General features: G+C 45.9%; 22 protein-coding genes and 1 tRNA gene. 18 read left to right on the forward strand and 5 right to left on the reverse strand.

Annotation, left to right across the window (positions count from 1 at the left end; all coding sequences use genetic code 11):
- Position 1 precedes the first annotated feature (1 nt).
- The 17 genes from ICN27_RS00180 to priA all read left to right on the forward strand — a co-directional run bounded on the left by ICN27_RS00180 (position 2) and on the right by priA (position 17,104).
- Positions 2 to 922, forward strand: a complete 921-nt coding sequence (locus tag ICN27_RS00180) for a branched-chain amino acid ABC transporter permease (RefSeq protein ID WP_215308663.1) — start codon at positions 2 to 4, stop codon at positions 920 to 922.
- A complete protein-coding gene (locus ICN27_RS00185; protein WP_370624458.1) occupies positions 923 to 1,852 on the forward strand; it encodes a branched-chain amino acid ABC transporter permease in 930 nt (309 codons plus the stop codon).
- A 244-nt stretch (positions 1,853 to 2,096) separates the two neighbouring features.
- Positions 2,097 to 4,022, forward strand: a complete 1,926-nt coding sequence (gene mnmG, locus ICN27_RS00190; RefSeq protein ID WP_216268552.1) for a tRNA uridine-5-carboxymethylaminomethyl(34) synthesis enzyme MnmG — start codon at positions 2,097 to 2,099, stop codon at positions 4,020 to 4,022.
- Positions 4,015 to 4,677 (forward strand): 16S rRNA (guanine(527)-N(7))-methyltransferase RsmG, encoded by a 663-nt coding sequence (gene rsmG, locus ICN27_RS00195; RefSeq protein ID WP_216268553.1) that lies wholly within the window; start codon positions 4,015 to 4,017, stop codon positions 4,675 to 4,677. The genes mnmG and rsmG overlap by 8 nt, the downstream gene beginning before the upstream one ends.
- A gap of 24 nt (positions 4,678 to 4,701) precedes the next feature.
- Positions 4,702 to 5,472, forward strand: coding sequence for a ParA family protein (locus tag ICN27_RS00200; protein WP_215308666.1), 771 nt, complete (start codon positions 4,702 to 4,704; stop codon positions 5,470 to 5,472).
- A gap of 24 nt (positions 5,473 to 5,496) precedes the next feature.
- Positions 5,497 to 6,387, forward strand: coding sequence for a ParB/RepB/Spo0J family partition protein (locus ICN27_RS00205; protein WP_216268554.1), 891 nt, complete (start codon positions 5,497 to 5,499; stop codon positions 6,385 to 6,387).
- A gap of 33 nt (positions 6,388 to 6,420) precedes the next feature.
- On the forward strand, positions 6,421 to 6,909 hold the full coding sequence (locus ICN27_RS00210; RefSeq protein WP_216268555.1) for an ATP synthase subunit I: 489 nt from the start codon (positions 6,421 to 6,423) through the stop codon (positions 6,907 to 6,909).
- Positions 6,910 to 6,943: 34 nt separating this feature from the next.
- Entirely contained in the window at positions 6,944 to 7,834 is an 891-nt protein-coding gene (gene atpB / locus ICN27_RS00215; protein WP_216268556.1) for a F0F1 ATP synthase subunit A, read from the forward strand.
- A gap of 42 nt (positions 7,835 to 7,876) precedes the next feature.
- Positions 7,877 to 8,143, forward strand: a complete 267-nt coding sequence (atpE, locus tag ICN27_RS00220) for a F0F1 ATP synthase subunit C (RefSeq protein ID WP_028818346.1) — start codon at positions 7,877 to 7,879, stop codon at positions 8,141 to 8,143.
- A gap of 63 nt (positions 8,144 to 8,206) precedes the next feature.
- Positions 8,207 to 8,677, forward strand: a complete 471-nt coding sequence (locus ICN27_RS00225; protein ID WP_216268557.1) for a F0F1 ATP synthase subunit B — start codon at positions 8,207 to 8,209, stop codon at positions 8,675 to 8,677.
- 1 nt (position 8,678) lies between these two features.
- A complete protein-coding gene (locus tag ICN27_RS00230) occupies positions 8,679 to 9,215 on the forward strand; it encodes a F0F1 ATP synthase subunit delta (protein WP_216268558.1) in 537 nt (178 codons plus the stop codon).
- 45 nt (positions 9,216 to 9,260) lie between these two features.
- Positions 9,261 to 10,802, forward strand: a complete 1,542-nt coding sequence (gene atpA / locus ICN27_RS00235) for a F0F1 ATP synthase subunit alpha (RefSeq protein ID WP_215308672.1) — start codon at positions 9,261 to 9,263, stop codon at positions 10,800 to 10,802.
- Between the two features lie 17 nt (positions 10,803 to 10,819).
- A complete protein-coding gene (atpG, locus tag ICN27_RS00240) occupies positions 10,820 to 11,689 on the forward strand; it encodes a F0F1 ATP synthase subunit gamma (protein ID WP_216268559.1) in 870 nt (289 codons plus the stop codon).
- Positions 11,690 to 11,744: 55 nt separating this feature from the next.
- Complete coding sequence (atpD, locus tag ICN27_RS00245; protein WP_215308674.1) at positions 11,745 to 13,145, forward strand: F0F1 ATP synthase subunit beta; 1,401 nt, start codon at positions 11,745 to 11,747, stop codon at positions 13,143 to 13,145.
- Between the two features lie 21 nt (positions 13,146 to 13,166).
- On the forward strand, positions 13,167 to 13,583 hold the full coding sequence (locus ICN27_RS00250) for a F0F1 ATP synthase subunit epsilon (protein ID WP_046329360.1): 417 nt from the start codon (positions 13,167 to 13,169) through the stop codon (positions 13,581 to 13,583).
- Positions 13,584 to 13,592: 9 nt separating this feature from the next.
- Positions 13,593 to 14,711, forward strand: a complete 1,119-nt coding sequence (gene hemE / locus ICN27_RS00255) for a uroporphyrinogen decarboxylase (protein ID WP_216269208.1) — start codon at positions 13,593 to 13,595, stop codon at positions 14,709 to 14,711.
- Between the two features lie 281 nt (positions 14,712 to 14,992).
- Positions 14,993 to 17,104: a primosomal protein N' gene (gene priA, locus ICN27_RS00260; RefSeq protein ID WP_370624459.1), complete on the forward strand. Its 2,112-nt coding sequence runs from the start codon at positions 14,993 to 14,995 to the stop codon at positions 17,102 to 17,104.
- Here the strand turns inward: priA and gcvH are convergent.
- The 4 genes from gcvH to ICN27_RS00280 form a co-directional block, all read right to left on the reverse strand.
- Positions 17,101 to 17,496, reverse strand: a complete 396-nt coding sequence (gene gcvH / locus ICN27_RS00265) for a glycine cleavage system protein GcvH (protein ID WP_370624477.1) — start codon at positions 17,494 to 17,496, stop codon at positions 17,101 to 17,103. The two genes, priA and gcvH, sit on opposite strands and share 4 nt — an antisense overlap.
- A gap of 238 nt (positions 17,497 to 17,734) precedes the next feature.
- Complete coding sequence (locus ICN27_RS00270; RefSeq protein WP_041396810.1) at positions 17,735 to 17,920, reverse strand: hypothetical protein; 186 nt, start codon at positions 17,918 to 17,920, stop codon at positions 17,735 to 17,737.
- Positions 17,921 to 17,961: 41 nt separating this feature from the next.
- The gene (locus ICN27_RS00275) at positions 17,962 to 18,996 is read right to left on the reverse strand and encodes a fatty acid desaturase (RefSeq protein WP_215310256.1); all 1,035 of its coding nucleotides are present in this window, start codon (positions 18,994 to 18,996) and stop codon (positions 17,962 to 17,964) included.
- Positions 18,997 to 19,185: 189 nt separating this feature from the next.
- A tRNA-Arg gene (locus tag ICN27_RS00280) sits at positions 19,186 to 19,261 on the reverse strand.
- Between the two features lie 107 nt (positions 19,262 to 19,368).
- Between ICN27_RS00280 and ICN27_RS00285 the strand changes: the two genes are divergently transcribed.
- On the forward strand, positions 19,369 to 19,605 hold the full coding sequence (locus tag ICN27_RS00285) for a hypothetical protein (RefSeq protein ID WP_255534910.1): 237 nt from the start codon (positions 19,369 to 19,371) through the stop codon (positions 19,603 to 19,605).
- Between the two features lie 41 nt (positions 19,606 to 19,646).
- On the opposite strand, the gene rsmI is transcribed toward ICN27_RS00285, so the two are convergent.
- Positions 19,647 to 20,552: a 16S rRNA (cytidine(1402)-2'-O)-methyltransferase gene (gene rsmI / locus ICN27_RS00290; RefSeq protein WP_216268561.1), complete on the reverse strand. Its 906-nt coding sequence runs from the start codon at positions 20,550 to 20,552 to the stop codon at positions 19,647 to 19,649.
- Positions 20,553 to 20,634 lie beyond the last annotated feature (82 nt).

The raw sequence follows: 20,634 nt of genomic DNA on the forward strand, positions 1-20,634 counted from the left end.
CATGTTTGAACTTCTTGGAATTACCCCTCAAGGGCTGGTTGCCCAGCTCTTGGTGGGGCTTATTAATGGCTCCTTTTACGCCATTCTGAGTTTGGGCTTGGCCATTATTTTTGGCCTACTCAACATCATTAATTTTTCTCATGGTGCCCAGTACACCATGGGTGCTTTTGTTGCGTGGATTGGGCTGACTCAAGTTGGTCAATGGTTTGGCTTTCCTGAGTTCTCAATTAATTATTGGTTTGCACTAATTTTGGTGCCCTTGGTTATGGCAGGATTTGGTTTGATTCTTGAGCGCACCATGCTCAAGCGCCTTTATCACCTTGACCATCTTTATGGCCTGTTATTAACTTTTGGATTGGCTCTCATTATTGAGGGCATGTTCCGCCATTGGTATGGAATTTCTGGTGAGAGCTATCCAGCCCCCGAACTACTACAGGGCGCCATTCCACTGGAGTCGATTGGCATTATCTTGCCGAAATATCGCTTGTGGGTGGTGGTTGCCTCTTTAGTGGTTTGTTTCTCTACTTGGTATGTAATTGAGAGAACGAAGTTGGGCGCCTATCTTCGCGCTGGAACTGAAAATCCAAAACTACTTCAAGCATTTGGTATCAATGTCCCTCTTATGATTTCTTTGGCCTATGCTTATGGCGTTGGCTTGGCTGGCTTTGCTGGCGTTTTGGCCGCACCTATTTTTCAAGTCAACCCCTTGATGGGTTCCAATTTAATTATTGTGGTTTTTGCTGTGGTGGTGATTGGCGGCATGGGCTCCATCATGGGCTCTATTTTGACTGGCCTTGCTTTGGGTTTGATTGAGGGCCTAACCAAAGTGTTTTATCCAGAAGCATCGGGGGTAGTAATTTTTGTGATCATGGCAATCGTTTTGCTTATTCGTCCTGCTGGACTTTTCGGCCGGGAGAAATAAGTGAACCCAAAAATAAAATTGCTTTATGGCATTTTGGTTTTAATTGCCTTGCTGATGCCTTTTCAGGACTTCATCTATTTAGTGTTTGCCATGAAGGTCTTGTGTTTCGCTCTCTTCGCTTGCGCCTTTAATTTGTTGCTAGGTTTTACTGGACTTCTTTCTTTCGGGCACGCTGCATTCTTTGGAACCTCTGCTTATATCACCGCCTATCTTTGCAAAGAGCTTGGCCTGTCCCCCGAGTTTGGAATTGTGTTGGGCGTCTTGGGTTCTGGCATCTTAGGATTTTTGATCGGCTCTTTGGCAATTCGTCGTCAAGGTATTTATTTTGCGATGGTGACATTGGCGCTTTCCCAAATGGTTTACTTTTTGGCTGTGCAACTTCCATTCACTGGTGGCGAAGATGGTATTCAGGGTGTGCCGCGTGGAATGTTGTTTGGCTTAATTAATTTAAAAGATGACGTCAGCATGTATTACTTTGTGTTGGTTATTTTCTTGCTAGGATTTGCGTTGATCGTTCGCACGGTTCACTCCCCTTTCGGCCAAGTTTTAAAGGCCATTCGCGAAAACGAGCCTCGTGCAGTTTCTTTGGGCTACGACGTTGATCGCTTCAAACTCATTTCTTTTGTAATTTCAGCTGCGCTCGCGGGCCTTGCAGGCTCTTTGAAAACCCTAGTCTTTCAATTGGCAACACTGACCGATGTCCATTGGCACATGTCGGGAGAGGTTGTTTTAATGACTCTGTTGGGCGGCATGGGCACCATTCTTGGTCCAGTGGTCGGTGCGGGCATTGTGGTTGGTTTGCAAAATTATCTAGCCAACATTGGATCCTGGAGCACTATTGCAACCGGATTTATTTTTGTGATTTGTGTTTTGGCCTTCCGTAGAGGCGTAGTTGGTGAAATCATCCGCTTTTTTAAGAACAAGGGATGAGCCCTTTTTTATTAGGTTTTTAGTACGGCGCTGTGGCGCCGTACTCATTTAAGACCCTCAGTTCTCTGTCTTAAGTGCGGCGCAGTTTTGAGCCTTGTGAATTTTTTGCCCACCCTCCTACATAAATATTCAATTAAATCAATAACTTAGAAAATATTGATTGTGCATGTTTTTACTTGGGCTTGGATTTGTTTCACGTGAAACCTACAAAATGCTATGATCATCGCCCTATCTGAGGCAAATCATGCATTATTCAAAGAACTTCGATGTCATTGTGGTTGGTGGCGGTCACGCCGGAACCGAGGCTGCCCTTGCGGCTGCTCGAATGGGGTGCGATACCCTTCTCGTAACCCATAGTATTGAGAGTTTAGGGGCAATGAGCTGCAACCCTTCAATTGGTGGAATTGGCAAAGGCCATTTAGTTAAAGAGATTGATGCTATGGGTGGTGCCATGGCAGCGGCTACCGATGAGGCTGGCATTCAGTTTCGGATATTGAACTCAAGCAAGGGCCCTGCCGTTCGTGCAACTCGCGCACAAGGTGACCGGGTGTTATATAAGGCAGCGATTCGTCGCCGTCTCGAGAATCAAGAAAATCTGACCCTTTTCCAGGCCGCTGTAGATGATCTCCTGGTCCAAGGCGATGAGGTCCAGGGCGTAGTTACACAAATGGGCTTGAAGTTTATGGCCAAGAAGGTGGTGCTAACTGCTGGCACATTCTTGGACGGGAAGATCCATGTAGGTTTAAATAATTATGCTGGTGGACGGGCTGGTGATCCAGCAGCCACCTCTTTGTCTTCTAGGTTAAAAGAGTTGAAGCTTCCCCAGGGCCGCCTAAAAACCGGCACCCCGCCGAGGATCGATGGGCGCACCATTGATTTCTCAGTGATGTTGGAACAGCCAGGGGATTTGGATCCAGTGCCAGTTTTCTCTTATTTGGGTCGGCCTGAGCAGCACCCTAAGCAAGTCCCTTGCTGGATCTCACATACAAATGAACAAACCCATGACATTATTCGCGGTGGTTTAGATCGTTCCCCGATGTACACCGGGGTTATTGAGGGGGTGGGCCCACGCTATTGCCCTTCTATTGAGGACAAGATTCATCGTTTTGCCTCCAGAAACAGCCACCAAATCTTTTTAGAGCCTGAGGGCCTAACAACTAATGAGTTTTATCCCAATGGCATCTCTACTAGTTTGCCGTTTGATATTCAGTGGAGCTTGGTTCGCAGCATTCGTGGCCTAGAGTCTGCCGTAATTGTGCGCCCTGGTTATGCCATTGAGTACGACTTTTTTGATCCACGCCATTTGCGCCATAGTTTAGAGACTAAGGCAATTGCAGGCCTGTACTTTGCTGGCCAGATTAATGGCACAACGGGCTATGAAGAGGCCGCTGCCCAAGGTATGCTTGCGGGCATCAACGCTGGTTTGGCGGCAAAAGGGAAAGAGCCTTGGCTGCCTAAGCGTAGCGAATCCTATATCGGCGTCTTGGTAGATGACCTTATTACCTTGGGCGTCCAAGAGCCCTATCGTATGTTTACTAGCCGTGCGGAATACCGCCTTAGCCTACGTGAAGATAATGCGGATCTGCGCCTCACTAAGATTGGCCGCGAATTGGGTCTGGTCGATGATTACCGCTGGAATACGTTTTGCAGGAAACAAGAGGCTGTTTCACGTGAAACATCTCGCTTGCAAGACATTTGGATCGGCCCAAAACATGGCTCAGCAAAGGCTGTTTCCGAGCTTTTGGGCCAAGACCTATCGCACGAGTGTAGTTTGGCCGATCTTTTAAGGCGCCCTGGTATTACCTATGAGGCCATCACCAGTTTGGCTGAAGGGCTTTGGTCCCCGGGAGCCTTGGATGATGATTTGGGTTTGGCGCAACAAATTAGCGACCAAGTTGAAATTTCGATTAAATATCAAGGCTATATAGATAGGCAGGCTGTTGAGATTGCTCGGCAAGAGCATAACGAGAGCTTTCCTTTGCCGGAGGCTTTGGACTACGCCCATGTTCTCGGCTTATCCAAAGAGGTTCAGCAAAAGCTCAATTTGTATAAGCCTGGCACCTTGGGTCAAGCAGGCAGGATATCTGGTGTCACACCTGCCGCACTCTCCTTGCTATTAGTCCACCTTAAAAAGGGCTTAGGCCGCACCCAAGAAGAAGTCCATGAGTAATGACTTGGTTTCTTTGGGCATTGAGAGTTTGGGTCTCAATCTTAGTTCTGCCAACATGGCTGATTTAGAGCTTTTTTTGCAGGAAATGGGCCGTTGGAATCAGGTTCATAACTTGACTGCTATTGAGGGTGAAAAGAACTCTATTAGACTGCATCTTATTGATTCTATTACAGTTTTACCAGTAATGCGCCGTTTTCTAGGCATACTAAATCCTAAAATCGCAGACCTTGGGTCGGGCGGCGGCCTGCCTGCAATCCCGATTGCTATATTGCAACCAGACTGGCATTTGACTTTGATTGAGGCTATTCGTAAAAAAACAGCATTTTTGCAGCATGTGCGTGGGAAATTAGATTTAAAGAACATTCAAGTCTTGAGCGAGCGCGTTGAGGCAGTGGCCAAATCACAGCCAGGCCAGTTTGATGCAGTAATTTCTAGAGCATTTACCAATCTGGCCCACTTTTTAGAGCTCTCCCTACCCCTGCTGAAGCCCAATGGCTTGATATTTGCGATGAAGGCAAAACGCGCAGACGAAGAGTTGCGGGATGTTTGTATGGACGACTGGCGGCTAATAGCCGATGAGCCCTTGCAGATTCCAAATTTGGCGGTAGAGCGACGACTGCTAGTCTTATCCCCCGTGAGAAAATCACCCCTTTAAAGCACGACAATTTTAAGAAAAATTATGGCCAAAATATTTTGTATTGCAAACCAAAAAGGCGGCGTAGGAAAAACTACTACCGCTGTTAATTTGGCTGCTGGTTTAGCTGGACATCGGCAACGTGTTTTATTGGTGGATTTAGATCCACAGGGCAATGCGACGATGGGGTCTGGAATTGAAAAAGCAGACCTCAGTAGCACGGTATATCAAGTGCTGATTGGTCTTTCGTCTGTAAAAGAATCCGCAGTGCCTTGCGAGAGCTCTGGATACGATGTGTTGCCGGCAAACCGAGACTTGGCAGGCGCAGAAATTGAGTTAGTAGATTTAGACTCACGCGAACAAAGACTGAAGGATGCGCTCGCGCTTGTTGCGAATGACTATGACTTTATTTTGATTGACTGTCCCCCAGCACTATCTTTGTTAACGCTCAATGGATTGTGTGCAGCGAACGGTGTGATTGTGCCAATGCAATGTGAATATTTTGCATTGGAAGGCCTGTCAGATTTAGTAAACACGATTAAGCAGGTCCACGCAAACTTAAATCCTGATTTGGTGATCATTGGCCTATTGCGTGTGATGTTTGATCCGCGCATGACTTTGCAACAACAAGTTTCTGATCAATTACTTGAACACTTTGGCGATAAAGTATTTAAGAGCATCATCCCCCGCAACGTCCGCTTGGCTGAAGCCCCGTCCTATGGGCTTCCTGGGGTGGCGTTTGATAGATCATCGCGTGGCGCAAAAGCCTATTTAGACTTTGGTGCCGAGATGATTGAGCGCATTAAGCAAATGTAAAACCTAGGAATATTAAAAAAGATCATGGTTGCAATCAAGAAAAAAGGTTTGGGTCGCGGCCTAGAGGCATTACTCGGCGACAAGGCAGCAAAAGAAACCAACGCTGAAATTAATCGTTTGCCATTAAGTGCATTACAGGCTGGCAAATATCAGCCACGTCAAAAAATGGAAGTGGGCGCACTTCAAGAGTTGGCAGAAAGTATTCGCGAGCAAGGTGTGATGCAACCCTTGTTGGTTCGTTTGGTTGCGCCAGGAAAATACGAAATCATTGCCGGCGAGCGCCGCTTTCGTGCGGCCACTTTGGCCGGTTTACAAGAGGTGCCTGTATTAGTTTCTGGCGCTAATGATCAGGCTGCCGCTGCAATGGCTTTAGTTGAGAATATGCAGCGCGAAGATTTGAATCCGCTTGAAGAGTCTCAAGGTCTTGCTAGGTTGATTGAAGAGTTTGGTTTTACGCATGAGCAAGCAGCGAAAGCGGTAGGTAAGTCACGTAGTGCCGTTACTAATTTATTGCGTTTGAATCAATTGGTAAAGCCAGTGCAAGCCATGCTCTTGGCGGGCGATATTGATATGGGCCACGCCCGCGCGCTATTGCCTTTGCCTGGGGCAAGCCAAGTCGCCTTGGCACAAAAAATTGCAGCCCAAGGCCTGTCCGTACGTGAGGCCGAAAGAATGGCTACCGCTCTAGCGCTCGCTGGCGGTCAAATTGGGGACAAAAAAACCAACACTAAAGTAGCGGGTATTGCACCCAGCCGTGATCCAGACATGCGCCGCTTGACCCAAGAAATTGCAGATTTGATAGGTTTAAGTGCGGAATTTAAGTTCAAGGGTAAAGGTGGCGAGCTCAGAATACGTTTTAGCCAATTTGATGAGCTAGATTCCCTGTTAAAAAAGCTGGGTATTCGGGCAGACTAAAGCCCTTTTACTGTGCCTCAAGAAATGAATTTTGTGAATAAAGAACGGCCGATTCCTAGGCATCAATGGAATGAAATCGACGATGACTCCTATAAAGCTCTGAGTAAAGAGGAAATGGATGCATTACGTAAGGCAAAGCCGCTCAATTTTCGGTTATTGAATTCATGGTGGATCGTCTTAAGTCAGGTAGTACTAACCTTAATAATTGCTTCTGCCTGCTTTGTTTTTTCTAACCAGACTGACAAAAGCGTTTATACTTATTCGGCTTTGGTAGGCGGTTTGATTGGGTTTTTACCCTCAGCATTATTTTTGGCGCGCTTAGAGGCGGCAAAAAAGAATGTAAAATCAGGCCCTGGCGGATATTTGGCAGCAGTGGTTTCTGGCGAATTTATAAAAATTCTAGCAACCGTTCTCCTGTTTATTGGCTTTGCCTTAAAGCAACCTGATTTGAAATGGATTCCATTGCTTGTCACTTATTTGGCTACGCTCAAGTGTTATCTGCTAGTGTGGTTTTGGAAGTAACAGGCGGTAAATATAGATAAGGACAAGTTTAGAGATGTCTAGCGAAGTCAACGCAGCAGCAGGGGCGGCCCATCATGCGGCCAGCCAACCGCTTACACCGACTGCTTATATTGCTGAGCACTTACAAAACCTCAATAATATCGGCGGGGCGCAAACCTCAGTTATTGATTTCAGCATCATTAATTTAGACACCATCTTTTGGACCTCTTTAATGGGGTTGATCACAGTTTTCCTATTGGTTCTTGCCGCCCGCAGGGCATCCCCCGGTGTTCCTGGTCGCTTTCAATGTTTAATTGAAATGTTGGTTGAGATGGTCGATAACCAGACAAAAAGCATTGTTCATGGCGATAGAAGCTTTATTGCCCCGCTGGCCCTGTTTGTTTTTTGCTGGATTATTCTTCTAAATACCTTGGACTTAGTGCCGGTAGATTGGATCTTCGGGGTTAATCAATTTATTGGTGGTTTCGGGGTTCATATTCCCCATCACAAGATAGTCCCTACTACCGACTTGAACGCCACCTTTGGCCTGTCATTTTCAGTGTTGTTGTTGGTGTTCTTCTATAGCTTCAAAGTAAAAGGCCTTGGAGGCTTTTTGCATGAGCTGGTTTCAGCACCCTTTGGCGCAAAGTGGTATTTGGCACCTTTCAACTTGATTTTGAACATCATTGAATATATCGCTAAGGGCGTTTCCCTCGGCATGCGACTTTTCGGCAACATGTATGCAGGCGAACTACTGTTTTTGCTCATTGCCCTTTTGGGAAGCATGTGGACCTTTAACTTAGATTTATACATGCTTGGCTTCGTCGGCAATGTGATTGCAGGCTCAGCTTGGGCAATCTTTCACATCTTAGTTATTTTGTTGCAAGCATTTATTTTCATGATGTTGACCTTGGTTTACATTGGGCAAGCCCACAGTCACCATTAACTTTTTTATTTTTAACCTCACTTTCAATACTTAGGAGTAAACATGCAAGCATTTTTAGCCAACATCCAAGGACTAACCGCTATCGGTATTGGCCTCATCATCGGCCTCGGCGCATTGGGAGCCTGTTTGGGCATTGGCCTAATGGGCGGTAAGTTCATTGAGGGCGCTGCCCGTCAACCAGAACTGATCAATGAATTACAAACCAAAATGTTCCTTTTGGCTGGTTTGATCGACGCTGCGTTCTTGATCGGCGTTGGTGTTGCAATGTTGTTTGCTTTTGCAAACCCACTGCTCGCAGTTATTAAGTAATTGTTTTGGCGTGGATGACCATCGGGTCATCCTACTGTTCTCAACAATACTGAAAGGAATATCGTGAATCTGAACGCGACCCTATTCGCGCAAATGATCGTTTTCTTCGTCTTATGGTGGGTTGTTGCACGCTTCGTGTGGCCGCCGCTAGTTAAGGCGTTAGATGAGCGTTCAAGCAAAATTGCTGATGGCTTGGCATCTGCCGAGCGCGGTAAAGAAGCGCTCGCATTGGCAAGTAATGAAGCCGAGCAAGAATTAACTAAAGCACGCCAAGAGGGTGTGCAGCGTGTTGCAGAGGCAGAAAAACGCGCTCAAATGTCTGCGGAAGAAATTCGCGCAAACGCACAGGCTGAAGCTGCTCGCATCATCTCCCAAGCCAAACAAGATGCCGATCAACAAGTAACGCGCGCTCGCGAAGTACTGCGTGCTGAAGTAGCTGTGTTGGCCGTGAAAGGTGCAGAGCAAATTTTGCGTCGTGAGGTAGATGCAAAAGCCCACAGCACATTGCTTGATCAACTAAAGGCAGAACTTTGATATGGCTGAATTAGCCACAATTGCGCGGCCTTATGCTGAGGCACTTTTCCAAAGCACTAAGGCTGCTGAGCTTGCCACATGTTTAGAGCAGTTAAATGAATTGGCTCAGTTAGCCTCCTTACCAGAAGTTGCCGCTTTATCAAATAATCCAAAAGTATCTGCGGATGATTTAAGTAAGCTTCTTTCTGGCATGGTGAAGACAAAGCTTGACGGCAAAATCGCAAGCTTTTTGAGTCTTGTAAATCAAAACCACCGCTTATCAGCTATTCCTGAAATTGCTAAACAATTTGAGGCGATGAAGAATAAGAGCGAGGGTGCAGCAGAAGTAATGATTACTAGCGCATTCCCATTAGAGGGTTCTGCGCTGAATGATTTGTTGTCAAGTTTGAAGAAGCGCTTTGGGGGTAAAGAATTGCGCCCAACTATCCAAGTAGATCCTGCATTGATTGGCGGAGTTCGCATTCAGGTTGGTGATGAAGTAATGGATAGCTCTGTAAAAGCACAGTTAGCTCAAATGCAAGCAAGTCTTGGCGCATAAGTTATCCCTATTAAGAACATACGAAATAAGACCCAGGAGTAAGTAATGCAACTCAACCCTTCCGAGATCAGTGAACTGATCAAAAGCCGAATTAGCGAAATGGGTGTTGACTCCCAGCTTCGCAACGAAGGCACTGTAATTTCAGTGACCGACGGTATTTGCCGTGTACATGGTTTATCTGGTGTTATGCAGGGCGAAATGTTGGAATTCCCTAACAACACAATCGGACTCGCGTTGAACCTTGAGCGTGATTCCGTTGGTGCAGTAGTGTTGGGTGAGTACACCCACATTAAAGAAGGTGATCCAGTTAAATGTACTGGCCGTATTTTGGAAGTGCCAGTTGGACCCGAGCTCCTCGGTCGCGTTGTCAACGCACTTGGACAGCCAATCGATGGCAAAGGCCCAATCAACACGAAGTTAACTGACTTTATCGAAAAAGTTGCCCCAGGCGTTATTGCACGTCAATCCGTTAGCCAGCCAGTGCAAACTGGTTTGAAGGCGATTGATGCGATGGTTCCAATCGGTCGCGGCCAGCGCGAGTTGATCATTGGCGACCGCCAGACTGGTAAGACAGCTGTAGCGGTTGACGCGATCATTAACCAAAAAGGTAAAAACGTTTATTGCGTTTACGTTGCGATTGGTCAAAAAGCTTCCACGATTGCTAACGTTGTACGCAAGCTTACAGAATTAGGCGCAATGGAGTACACCGTTGTAGTTGCAGCAAGTGCTTCTGAGTCTGCAGCAATGCAATATCTCTCAGCATATGCCGGTTGCACGATGGGCGAATACTTCCGCGATCGTGGTGAAGATGCACTGATCGTTTATGACGACTTAACAAAACAAGCCGTTGCATACCGTCAGATTTCTTTACTCCTCCGCCGCCCACCAGGCCGCGAAGCTTACCCTGGCGATGTGTTCTATCTCCACTCCCGTTTGCTTGAGCGCGCTGCTCGTGTAAGCGCTGATTACGTTGAGAAATTTACAAACGGCTCAGTCAAAGGTAAGACAGGTTCATTGACCGCATTGCCAATTATCGAAACTCAAGCTGGTGACGTTTCTGCATTCGTACCAACCAACGTCATTTCGATTACCGACGGCCAGATCTTCTTGGAAACAGACTTGTTTAACGCTGGCGTACGACCTGCGATTAATGCCGGTATTTCTGTTTCACGTGTTGGTGGTGCAGCCCAAACTAAAGTTATTAAGAAGCTGTCAGGCGGTATTCGTACCGACTTGGCACAGTATCGTGAATTGGCAGCGTTTGCACAGTTCGCTTCTGACCTTGACGAGGCAACTCGTAAGCAGTTAGAGCGCGGTCGCCGTGTTACTGAATTGTGTAAGCAGGCTCAGTACAAGCCTTTGCAGGTTTGGGAAATGGCTGCCTCACTTTATGCTGTGAATAACGGCTACTTTGATGACCTCGAAGTGAAGAACGTATTGCCATTCGAAAAAGGTTTGCAAGATCATTTGAAATCTAAATACGCTGATTTAGTTGGCCGTATTGAAGAGACTAAAGATTTGAGCAAGGATGACGAGGCCGCCTTACGTGCTGCAATTGAGGATTACAAGCGTTCAGCCTCTTTCTAAGAGGGCTCGCATAAATCATGGCAAGCACAAAAGAGATACGATCTAAGATCAAGAGCGTGCAAAACACGCGCAAGATCACAAAGGCAATGGAAATGGTCGCAGCATCCAAGATGCGCCGCGCCCAAGAGCGCATGCGTAATGCGCGCCCATATGCCGAAAAAATTCGTGAAATTGTCTCCAATCTTTCTAAAGCAAATCCTGAGTTCCGCCCTGCTTACATGGCAACTCGTGAAGTGAAGAAAATTGGCACAATCTTGGTTACAACCGACAAAGGTTTGTGCGGAGGTTTAAATACCAACGTATTGCGTCTGATTGCAAACCAAGTGCGCGATATGGGCGGCAACAGTATTGAAATTGCATACACTGCAATTGGTTCAAAAGGCCTCCAGTTTTTAAATCGCTCTAAGGCAAAACTTATTTCTCAAACAATTCAGATTGGCGATACGCCACATATGGATATTTTGATTGGTGCAATTACAGCCCAATTAGAAGCGTTTGAGCGCGGTGAAATTGATGCAGTTTATCTGGCATATACCCGCTTTGTTAATGCAATGAAACAAGAGCCTGTTTTAGAAAAACTCTTACCTTTGGAGTCGGTCGCATTAACTCCAGAAGAGAAGGCAGGAAACTCTTGGGATTACATCTACGAGCCAGACGCAGAGTCTGTATTGAATGGCCTACTAAAGCGCTATGTAGAAGCAATGATTTATCAAGCTGTTGCTGAAAACATGGCTTCAGAACAATCTGCGCGGATGGTCTCAATGAAGGCCGCCTCAGATAATGCGAAGAATGTAATCGGCGAATTGCAATTGGAATACAACAAAACACGACAGGCTGCTATTACTAAAGAGTTGTCAGAGATTGTTGGCGGAGCGGCTGCGGTTTAAGCGGTTAGCGTTTAGGAATACGAAAGAATTCAGGAATTAAAAGCGGAGAAATGCGATGAGTAACGGAAATATCGTGCAATGTATCGGTCCAGTGGTGGACATTCAGTTCCCACGCGACAAAATGCCAAACATTTATGATGCGTTGACATTAGTTGATAGTGGCGAAAAATCATTTGCTGAAAAAGGCTTGACCTTTGAAGTGCAACAACAAATTGGCGACGGCGTAGTTCGCGCGATTGCTATGGGCGCAAGCGATGGTTTACGCCGTGGCATGGAAGTTGCTTCTACAGGCAAGCCAATTTCAGTCCCAGTTGGCCCAGCAACATTGGGTCGTATTATGGACGTTTTAGGTCGTCCAATTGATGATGCGGGCCCGATTGCCACTGAAGAGCGTCGCGCTATTCACCAGCCAGCACCAAAGTTTGATGAGCTCTCCCCTTCTGTTGACTTGCTCGAAACCGGTATTAAGGTTATTGACTTAGTTTGCCCATTCGCTAAAGGCGGTAAGGTAGGCTTGTTCGGTGGTGCGGGTGTTGGTAAGACCGTGAACATGATGGAATTGATTAATAACATCGCTAAACAACACTCAGGTTTATCAGTGTTTGCCGGTGTTGGTGAGCGTACTCGTGAAGGTAATGACTTCTACCACGAGATGAAAGAATCTAACGTTATCGACAAAGTGGCGATGGTGTTTGGTCAGATGAATGAGCCTCCTGGCAACCGTTTGCGCGTTGCGTTGACTGGATTGACAATGGCCGAAGCCTTCCGTGATGAAGGCCGTGACATTTTGTTCTTCGTTGATAACATTTACCGTTACACATTGGCCGGAACTGAAGTTTCTGCGTTGCTCGGCCGTATGCCTTCCGCTGTGGGTTATCAGCCAACATTAGCTGAAGAGATGGGTAAATTGCAAGAGCGTATTACCTCTACTAAGACTGGTTCTGTTACTTCTATTCAGGCAGTTTACGTTCCTGCGGATGACTTAACCGATCCATCGCCAGCGACAACCTTCTTGCACCTAGACTCCACAGTTGTGTTATCACGTGACATTGCTGCTTTGGGTATTTACCCAGCGGTTGATCCATTGGATTCAACCAGTCGTCAGCTTGACCCACAAGTGGTTGGTCAAGAGCACTATGAAGTTGCCCGCGAAGTTCAGATGACATTGCAACGCTACAAAGAGTTGCGTGACATTATTGCTATTTTGGGTATGGACGAGCTGTCACCAGAAGACAAATTAGCTGTATCACGTGCACGTAAGATTCAACGTTTCTTGTCCCAGCCTTTCCACGTTGCTGAAGTATTTACTGGTTCACCAGGTAAATATGTTCCATTGAAAGAAACTATCCGTGGTTTCAAAATGATTTGCAGCGGTGAATTGGATCACTTGCCAGAGCAAGCGTTTTATATGGTGGGTTCAATTGATGAAGCCATCGAGAAAGCTAAGAAGCTTTAATCGAATTCATCTAGGGAAATTATGTCAACCATACGCGTCGATGTAGTAAGTGCTGAGCAATCTATTTTCAGCGGAGAGGCTAAGTTTGTTGCGCTTCCTGGCGAGAATGGTGAGCTCGGTATTTTACGCGGCCACACTCCTTTGATTACACGCATTCGTCCAGGATCAGTTCGTATTGAAAAAGCTGATGGTGATGAAGAGTTTGTATTCGTTGCAGGTGGCTATTTAGAAGTGCAGCCGGATCATGTCACAGTCTTGGCCGATACCGCCATTCGTGGACATGACCTTGATGAAGCCAAAGCCAATGAAGCCAAGAAGCGCGCTGAAGAAGCAATGCAGAATCGTGGAACTGACTTTGACATGGCCCTAGCGCAGTCAGAGTTTGCTATGGCAGCAGCACAACTGGCAGCTATTGCTCGTTTCCGCCGTAAAAAATAAGAGTCGGATATTTCCTTGTTGTCTAACGATCGATTTTTAAAAGCCTGCTTGGGCGAAGCGGTTGATCAAACACCGCTCTGGCTCATGCGCCAAGCAGGCCGATATCTCCCGGAATACAATGCAACCCGAGCTAAGGCAGGTAGCTTTCTTGGACTTGCTAAAAATCCAGCTTATGCAACTGAGGTAACCCTTCAGCCATTGGATCGCTACCCTTTAGACGCAGCGATTTTATTCTCTGATATTTTGACGATTCCCGATGCTATGGGCTTGGGTCTGAAATTTACTGCAGGTGAGGGACCTAGTTTCGAGCACCCCCTTCGCACTGAAGAGGCAGTAAAAAAATTACGAGTTGCTGATATGAATCAGCTCAAATATGTTTTTGATGCTGTATCAGAAATTCGCAAAGCACTGATTCAGGATGGCAAACAGCGGGTACCGCTGATCGGTTTTTCTGGAAGCCCGTGGACATTAGCTTGCTACATGATTGATGGTTCAGGCTCAGATGATTTTCGTCATGCGAAGACTATGATGTTTAGTCGACCAGATTTACTTGAGCATATTCTGGAGATTAATATCCAGTCAGTAGCAGCCTACTTAATTGAGCAGGTAAAAGCTGGAGCACAAGCGCTCATGATATTTGATACCTGGGGAGGCTTGCTTCCAGATGGTTGGTATCAGCGTATGTCCTTGGCTGCCATGCAAAAAGTGGTTGAACTACTGCCCCGAGAGCATGAGGGACGCAAGATCCCAATTATTATGTTCACAAAAGGCGGCGGTATTTGGTTGAACGATATGGCGCAAATTGGGGCAGATGTTATTGCAATTGACTGGACTATGCCCTTAAGTCGCGCCCGTAAGCAGCTATTAGATATCAATAAGCCACTGGCTTTGCAAGGTAACCTAGATCCACTAATTTTGTTTTCAGAACCGAAGCATATTGCAAGTGCTGCAGAGGGTCTTTTGGGGGACTTGGCTAGCGCTCCCTCACTAAAACCAGGCCTTCATCCGCTGGATGGACATATCTTTAATTTAGGTCACGGCATCAACCAATTTACCCCACCTGAAAGCGTAACAGCTCTCTCCGAAGCGGTAATCTCCAAGTCAAAAGCTTTGCGGGCAGTGCGGTAGACGCAAGTAATTGCTAACTTTGCCAATATTACGGCAAAAAGTTATGCACAGAAATGTGCAAAATCATAAATACAGAGAGATTCGCAGGAATTATCAAACTTTACCTTTACAAACCATTGTAAGTCATTGATTTGTAATGAAAATTAATAAAATATTGATTTTCTATTCAAGATGGCATTCCTATAAAATAACTGAAGAGATACAAAACAAGGAATGATATCCACAGACTTATCCACAGGGTGAAATAACAAATTTTAGAAAACAACCCTAAACCTATCGTAGTGCAGGTGGTAGTAGATAAGCCTTTAGTGCAGGGCTTTGACTACCTATGGGATATTGAAAAATTAGGCAGATTCCCCGAAATTGGTAATGTAGTTGAGGTCCCCTTTGCAAGGTCTAAAGAAGTTGGGCTGATAGTAAAGGTGAGTAATCACTCTGAATATGAGATTGAAAAACTCAAATACGTAGAACGACTTGCCCCACTCCCGGTATTCGACCCCGCTCTATTGAGATTAATGAGCTTTACTAGTCAGTATTACATCCATGCCTTAGGGGAAACTGCTTTGCCAGTCATTCCGCAGATGTGGAAAAAGGCTGATGAATGGGAAAAGATACCTAAAAAACTGGAGTCAGCAGAAAACAAAAGTAAAAAAAATTCTCCTCTTCCCACAGAGGGCTTGATCACGCTGGATCAATTAAATTCAGAGCAGAAGATCGCTCTTCGCAAATTATTGGCAGAGGATCAAAAAGAAAAAGAATTTAGAGCAATATTGCTGCAGGGTCAAACAGGAAGTGGGAAGACAGCCGTTTTTTTAAATTGGCTTGCAAGCGCCCTAAGAGAAGAGAGCGCCCAAGTACTTTTACTAGTACCAGAGATTAACTTAACTCCGCAACTCGAGAGACGCGTGAGAGCATACTTCCCTGATAAAAAAATGGCGGTATTGCATAGTGGTATCAGCGAAAAGAAAAGAGGCGTTGCGTGGTATGAGGCAATGACTGGTAAAGCACAAATTATTTTAGGAACCAGGCTAGCTGCATTGACGCCGATACCTAATTTGCGAGTCATAGTGGTAGATGAAGAGCACGACCCATCATATAAGCAACAAGACGGCACTCGATACTCAGCAAGAGATTTGGCAATCTGGCGAGCGCACGATCAAAAAATCCCCATCCTCTTAGCTTCCGCTACTCCATCACTAGAAACCTGGTTGGCAGCTCAATCTGGCCGCTATGAAAATATTCGGCTTGATCAGCGTGCCCAAGGCGCAAGCTTGCCTAGTGTGCACTTAATTAATGCACGTGAGCCACAAAATCAATTTAGTCCGGGTGATGCAGGTGCGCCAAAGCAAAAAAGTCTGATTACAAAAACGCTTGCAAATGCCATAAGCAAATCACTTGCAGAAAAAAAACAAAGTTTGATTTTGATTAATAGACGTGGCTACGCTCCAGTACTCAGTTGCTCAGCATGTAATTGGTTATCAAAATGTACTCAATGCTCTACCTATACAGTAATGCATAAGGCCGGCGCATTAAGTAATAGATCAGTTTTAAATTGTCACCATTGTGGGTTGGTAAAGCCTATTCCACAGTTTTGCCCTGATTGCGGAAATGCAGATCTTAAAACACTTGGGCATGGGACTCAAAAGTTGGAGGATGCTATTGAAGAAATGTGGCCACAAGCAAGAGTGCTGCGGGTCGACACGGATTCAAGCAGAAAGAGCAAGGGAGCAGAAGCTCTCTTTGAAGAAATACATAGTGGCAATGTTGATATTGTCGTTGGTACTCAAATGATTGCCAAAGGACACGACTATCAAAACATTGGATTGGTCGCCGTATTAGACGCAGACAGTCGGCTGTACTCAGCAGACTTTAGGGCGGCTGAAAGATTATTTGCGCAGCTAGTACAGGTGGCAGGGCGAGCAGGAAGGTCGGGTACAAAAGGTGAGGCTGGGGGTGATATTTATATCGAGACACAATACCCAGAGTCACCGGTATTTCAGTATTTGTTAAGACACGATGTCGATGGATTTTTAGCATTTACGGCTAAAGAACGAGAAGAGGCAAAATTACCACCCTACTCATATCAGGCGCTTATTCATGCTGAAGGCAAAAGTTTGGATCAGGCGATTTGGTTTTTGAATGAACTAAAGACGCGTATAAAAATTAAAGGCCTGATTGGAAAAGAACTCAAGATATACGATCCAGTTCCTAAGCCAGTTATGCGGGTAGCGGGTGCAGAGCGCGCCCAATTATTAATTGAGTCAAGCAATCGCAAGGTGTTACAAGAAACGCTTGAAATAATAGATCAAGAATTACGCCAAGATTCCACGGGAAGAATTAGTAAAGCATCACGTATTCGATGGTTGGTAGAGCGCGATCCGATTGCTATCTAAGCGCCTACTTTAGACTCGTATTGTGTGAGTGACATCAAGTTGTTTAGATTGGTGCTCAGCATCTCTGCTGATATTGGTTTAATTTTAAATAACCAAATTGCATACGGCCGAGTATTTATAGCCTCAGGGCTGGAGTCTATTTCTTCATTGAGCGCAATAATCTCACCGCTAATGGGAGCATGAATATCGCTTGCTGCTTTAACTGACTCTATTGCAGCAACGGTTTCACCCTGCTCCACTTGTTGGCCAATTTTTGGCGCTTGGAAAAACATCACATCGCCTAAAGCTTCTTGTGCATGATTACTAATACCCACCCATACTAGTCCATCATCTTCGATGCTAGCCCACTCATGTGTTTCTGCGAATTTAAATGTATCTTGAGTTTTCATTATGTATCCTGTGGGCGGTAATTAGCTTTATTGCCACACATAGGTGACCGAGCCATTTACACACTTTTTTATTTATCTCGACTAAATTAGAAAATATTCTAACTACTCTATTCGATTAGGTGAGACCATTTGCGAGCCCGCAAATTGATGAGGAGTTTTGCTTAGATCAATTACCTGAACAAACTAGGCATTTTGGATTTGGTCATGCAAAAGCGTTTGTCTCAAGGCGCCAATTGGAGGCTTAGGTTTTTGCTGAGCCGGTACGGTGTGTGCGGTTGTATAAACAGCTTGCACAAATCCAGCGCTGCTTGCGATTGCTAGTCGGAATCCAAGTGCCACCTTCCAGACGCTTTTCGCGACTGCATGAGGAGCAAAACTTAAGGCTCTGTGAGGTTTCTTGGGTAGCAGCTGGAGTCGAGGTAGTCATGGGCAATCCGGGTAATCCAAATCTTGTACAGAGGCTCTATTTTACCCGTTTTGTCCCGCTGGGGCTGGGCTTAGGACGACTCTGACGGAATCAGCCGTTTTATTGCCATCAAAATCAAGCCAAGCCTTGTTTTCAAAGTCATAAAGCTTGCACTTGCGAGCGGTATCAAAATACCAGGCCCAAGAGAACTTTTGGACAAAAATACGCTCAGGAAGGATGGTTTCCAGGGTATTTTGAGCCTCTTGGAGGCGATATAGCGGGACGCTCATATCCACGTGGTGGGCGGTATGCTCCATGATATGGTGCATTAAAGAGCCCCAAATCCAATTAAAGGTCAAATGTACCGTGGTGGATACAAAAGGCTGGGCGCGCAACCACTCAGATTTCTTGTCATACCAAGAGACTGAAGTGTGGGTATGGTGTACGTAGACTACAAACCCAATCATTCCATTCCAGAAGAGGAAGGGAACGGCAAAACCAGTGATGAGGCCAAGCCAAACAGATTGGCCAGTGGCAAGGGCACCAGCAATAAGACAAGCAATCCAGATAATGGCAAAACCAGTTACCAATAAATTATCTTTTAAGAAAATTGGACGATCGCCAGGTTTATTTTTGGCATTCGGGAAGTACTCACGTCTCCACCAGATCTCAATCAGATAGTAGAAAACAGGGCCCCAACCGCTACGGTAGAGACGCTCTAAGGCCTTACGCCATGCTGGAAGGGCATCAAACTCGGCTTTTGATAATGGGGCCCAGACAAAGTCAAAACCCTTGAGGTTGGTCTGACCATGGTGAACTACATTGTGGCCCACATCCCATAAGCTATATGGGGTTAGAGACGGCAAGAACGCAATGCGACCCAATACTTTATTCAGTTCACGGTGGGGTGTGTAGCTTTGGTGGCAGGCATCATGACCCAAGATGAAGATGCGACCAGTAACAAAACCTGCAACTAGGCCCAAGATGATTTTGATCAGCACGCTTTCAAAAAAAATAGTGCCAGCGATACAAGCAAGCCATAAAACTGCGTCCAGAGCTAGCAAGGCAATTGCTTTTGCTGTTTCTCCTTGAGCCATAGGGATCAGCCAGCTGCGAATAACTTTTCGGTGTGGCAACGGAAGATCTGGGGCCAAGGGATTGGCCATGGATGGTTCGGATAATGCAGAATTTAGATGATTTGACATGATAAGAATCAATAAGTTAGGGAGAAATGATAGCCTTTTTCACGAATTTACGCATGATGTAGGTCAAAAACCCCTCTGTTTTGGTGCGCCCGGCAGGAATCGAACCTGCGACCCTTGGCTTCGGAGGCCAATACTCTATCCACTGAGCTACGGGCGCCTGTAGGAAATTCGCTAACTCCAGTATTGTAAGTGCCTATATCCCATACAGTCTCGTTATAATTAGTTCAAATTCAACCTTACAACCCGTCTAACGATAAAAGTCCTATGAGCGAAGCACACGGCAGTCTAATTAAGTCACCCAAACAATTGATCATCATGGTCTTTGCTAGCTTTTTTGTACCACTCATCATTATTCTTTTATTGATGGTGTTCGTAAACAATGGCAAGCGAGCAGATTCGGAAGCATCTGCTGAGCAGCTCATTAAGCCTGTGGCGCAATTGAATTTTAAAGACGCCAGCCCATCCGCAGAACCCAAGGATGCGACTTCCGCTGCTAAATAATTTTTTGGCGCCTACAAAAAGCTGGCATCTAGCCAGCTTTTTTATTGCTTGCCATTTTGATCTTTGGCATCCAAGGCTACCTGGTAAGCCTCTTTTTTGCTGAGCCCAAGTACTTGGGCAAGAACGGCGGCAATTTCTTTGCTACCTAAGTAAGGGCTTAAGGCATTGGCCCATAGTAAGAGCTCCGAATGTTCGGGAGCCTCGTCTGTATTGGCTTGGCGGCCAGCAACTAAGACAATGAACTCGCCCCTGAGACTTTCTGCTTTCTCAAGCCACTCCGGAATATTTGCGGCAGTGAGTGTGACCAGCTGCTCAAATTTTTTGGTGAGTTCCCTGCCTATGAGCACCTGCCGCTCAGGATCCAGTTCTTTGCTTAGAGTTGTCAGGGTGTCGCATATTTGATGGGGCGATTCAAAAAAGATGCTTGTTTTTAAATTGTTACGAATATCTTGAATGAGTGTGCCACGCTCTTTGGCTTTATTTGGCCAAAAGCCAAGAAACTGAAAGCGCCCTTCCGATGGCAGCATGACTGAGCCACTAGCAGAAATGGCGGACGACACTGCACTAGCTCCGGGAATGGGAATAATTCGAAAGCCTGCTTTCTGAACTGCGTTTACTAATCTTGCGCCTGGATCAGAAACACCCGGAGTGCCCGCATCCGAGATGTAGGCCCAGCGTTCATTTTGAGCTAGGCGCTCAATAATGGTTTGCGCGCCAGTCATTTCATTGTGCTCATGTAAGGCGACACATTTCTTATAAATGCCAAAGTGTTGTAGCAGGGGCGCGCTATGCCTGGTGTCTTCACAGGCAATGCCATCCACTGAATTCAGCACATGCAATGCGCGCAAAGTGATATCCCCCATATTGCCAATCGGAGTAGCAACCATATATAAGGACCCGGCTGGCAGATCCTGCTGTTTTAAAAAATCAAAGGAGCTTAATTCCATGGGGCAATCTTTTGCTAATGAGATTTCAATAGGTAAGAGAATACGTCCCTTTTGATTTCAGGGGCAGTGCAGGCATATTGCC

Source organism: Polynucleobacter sp. Nonnen-W13, from assembly GCF_018881735.1.
GTDB lineage: Bacteria > Pseudomonadota > Gammaproteobacteria > Burkholderiales > Burkholderiaceae > Polynucleobacter.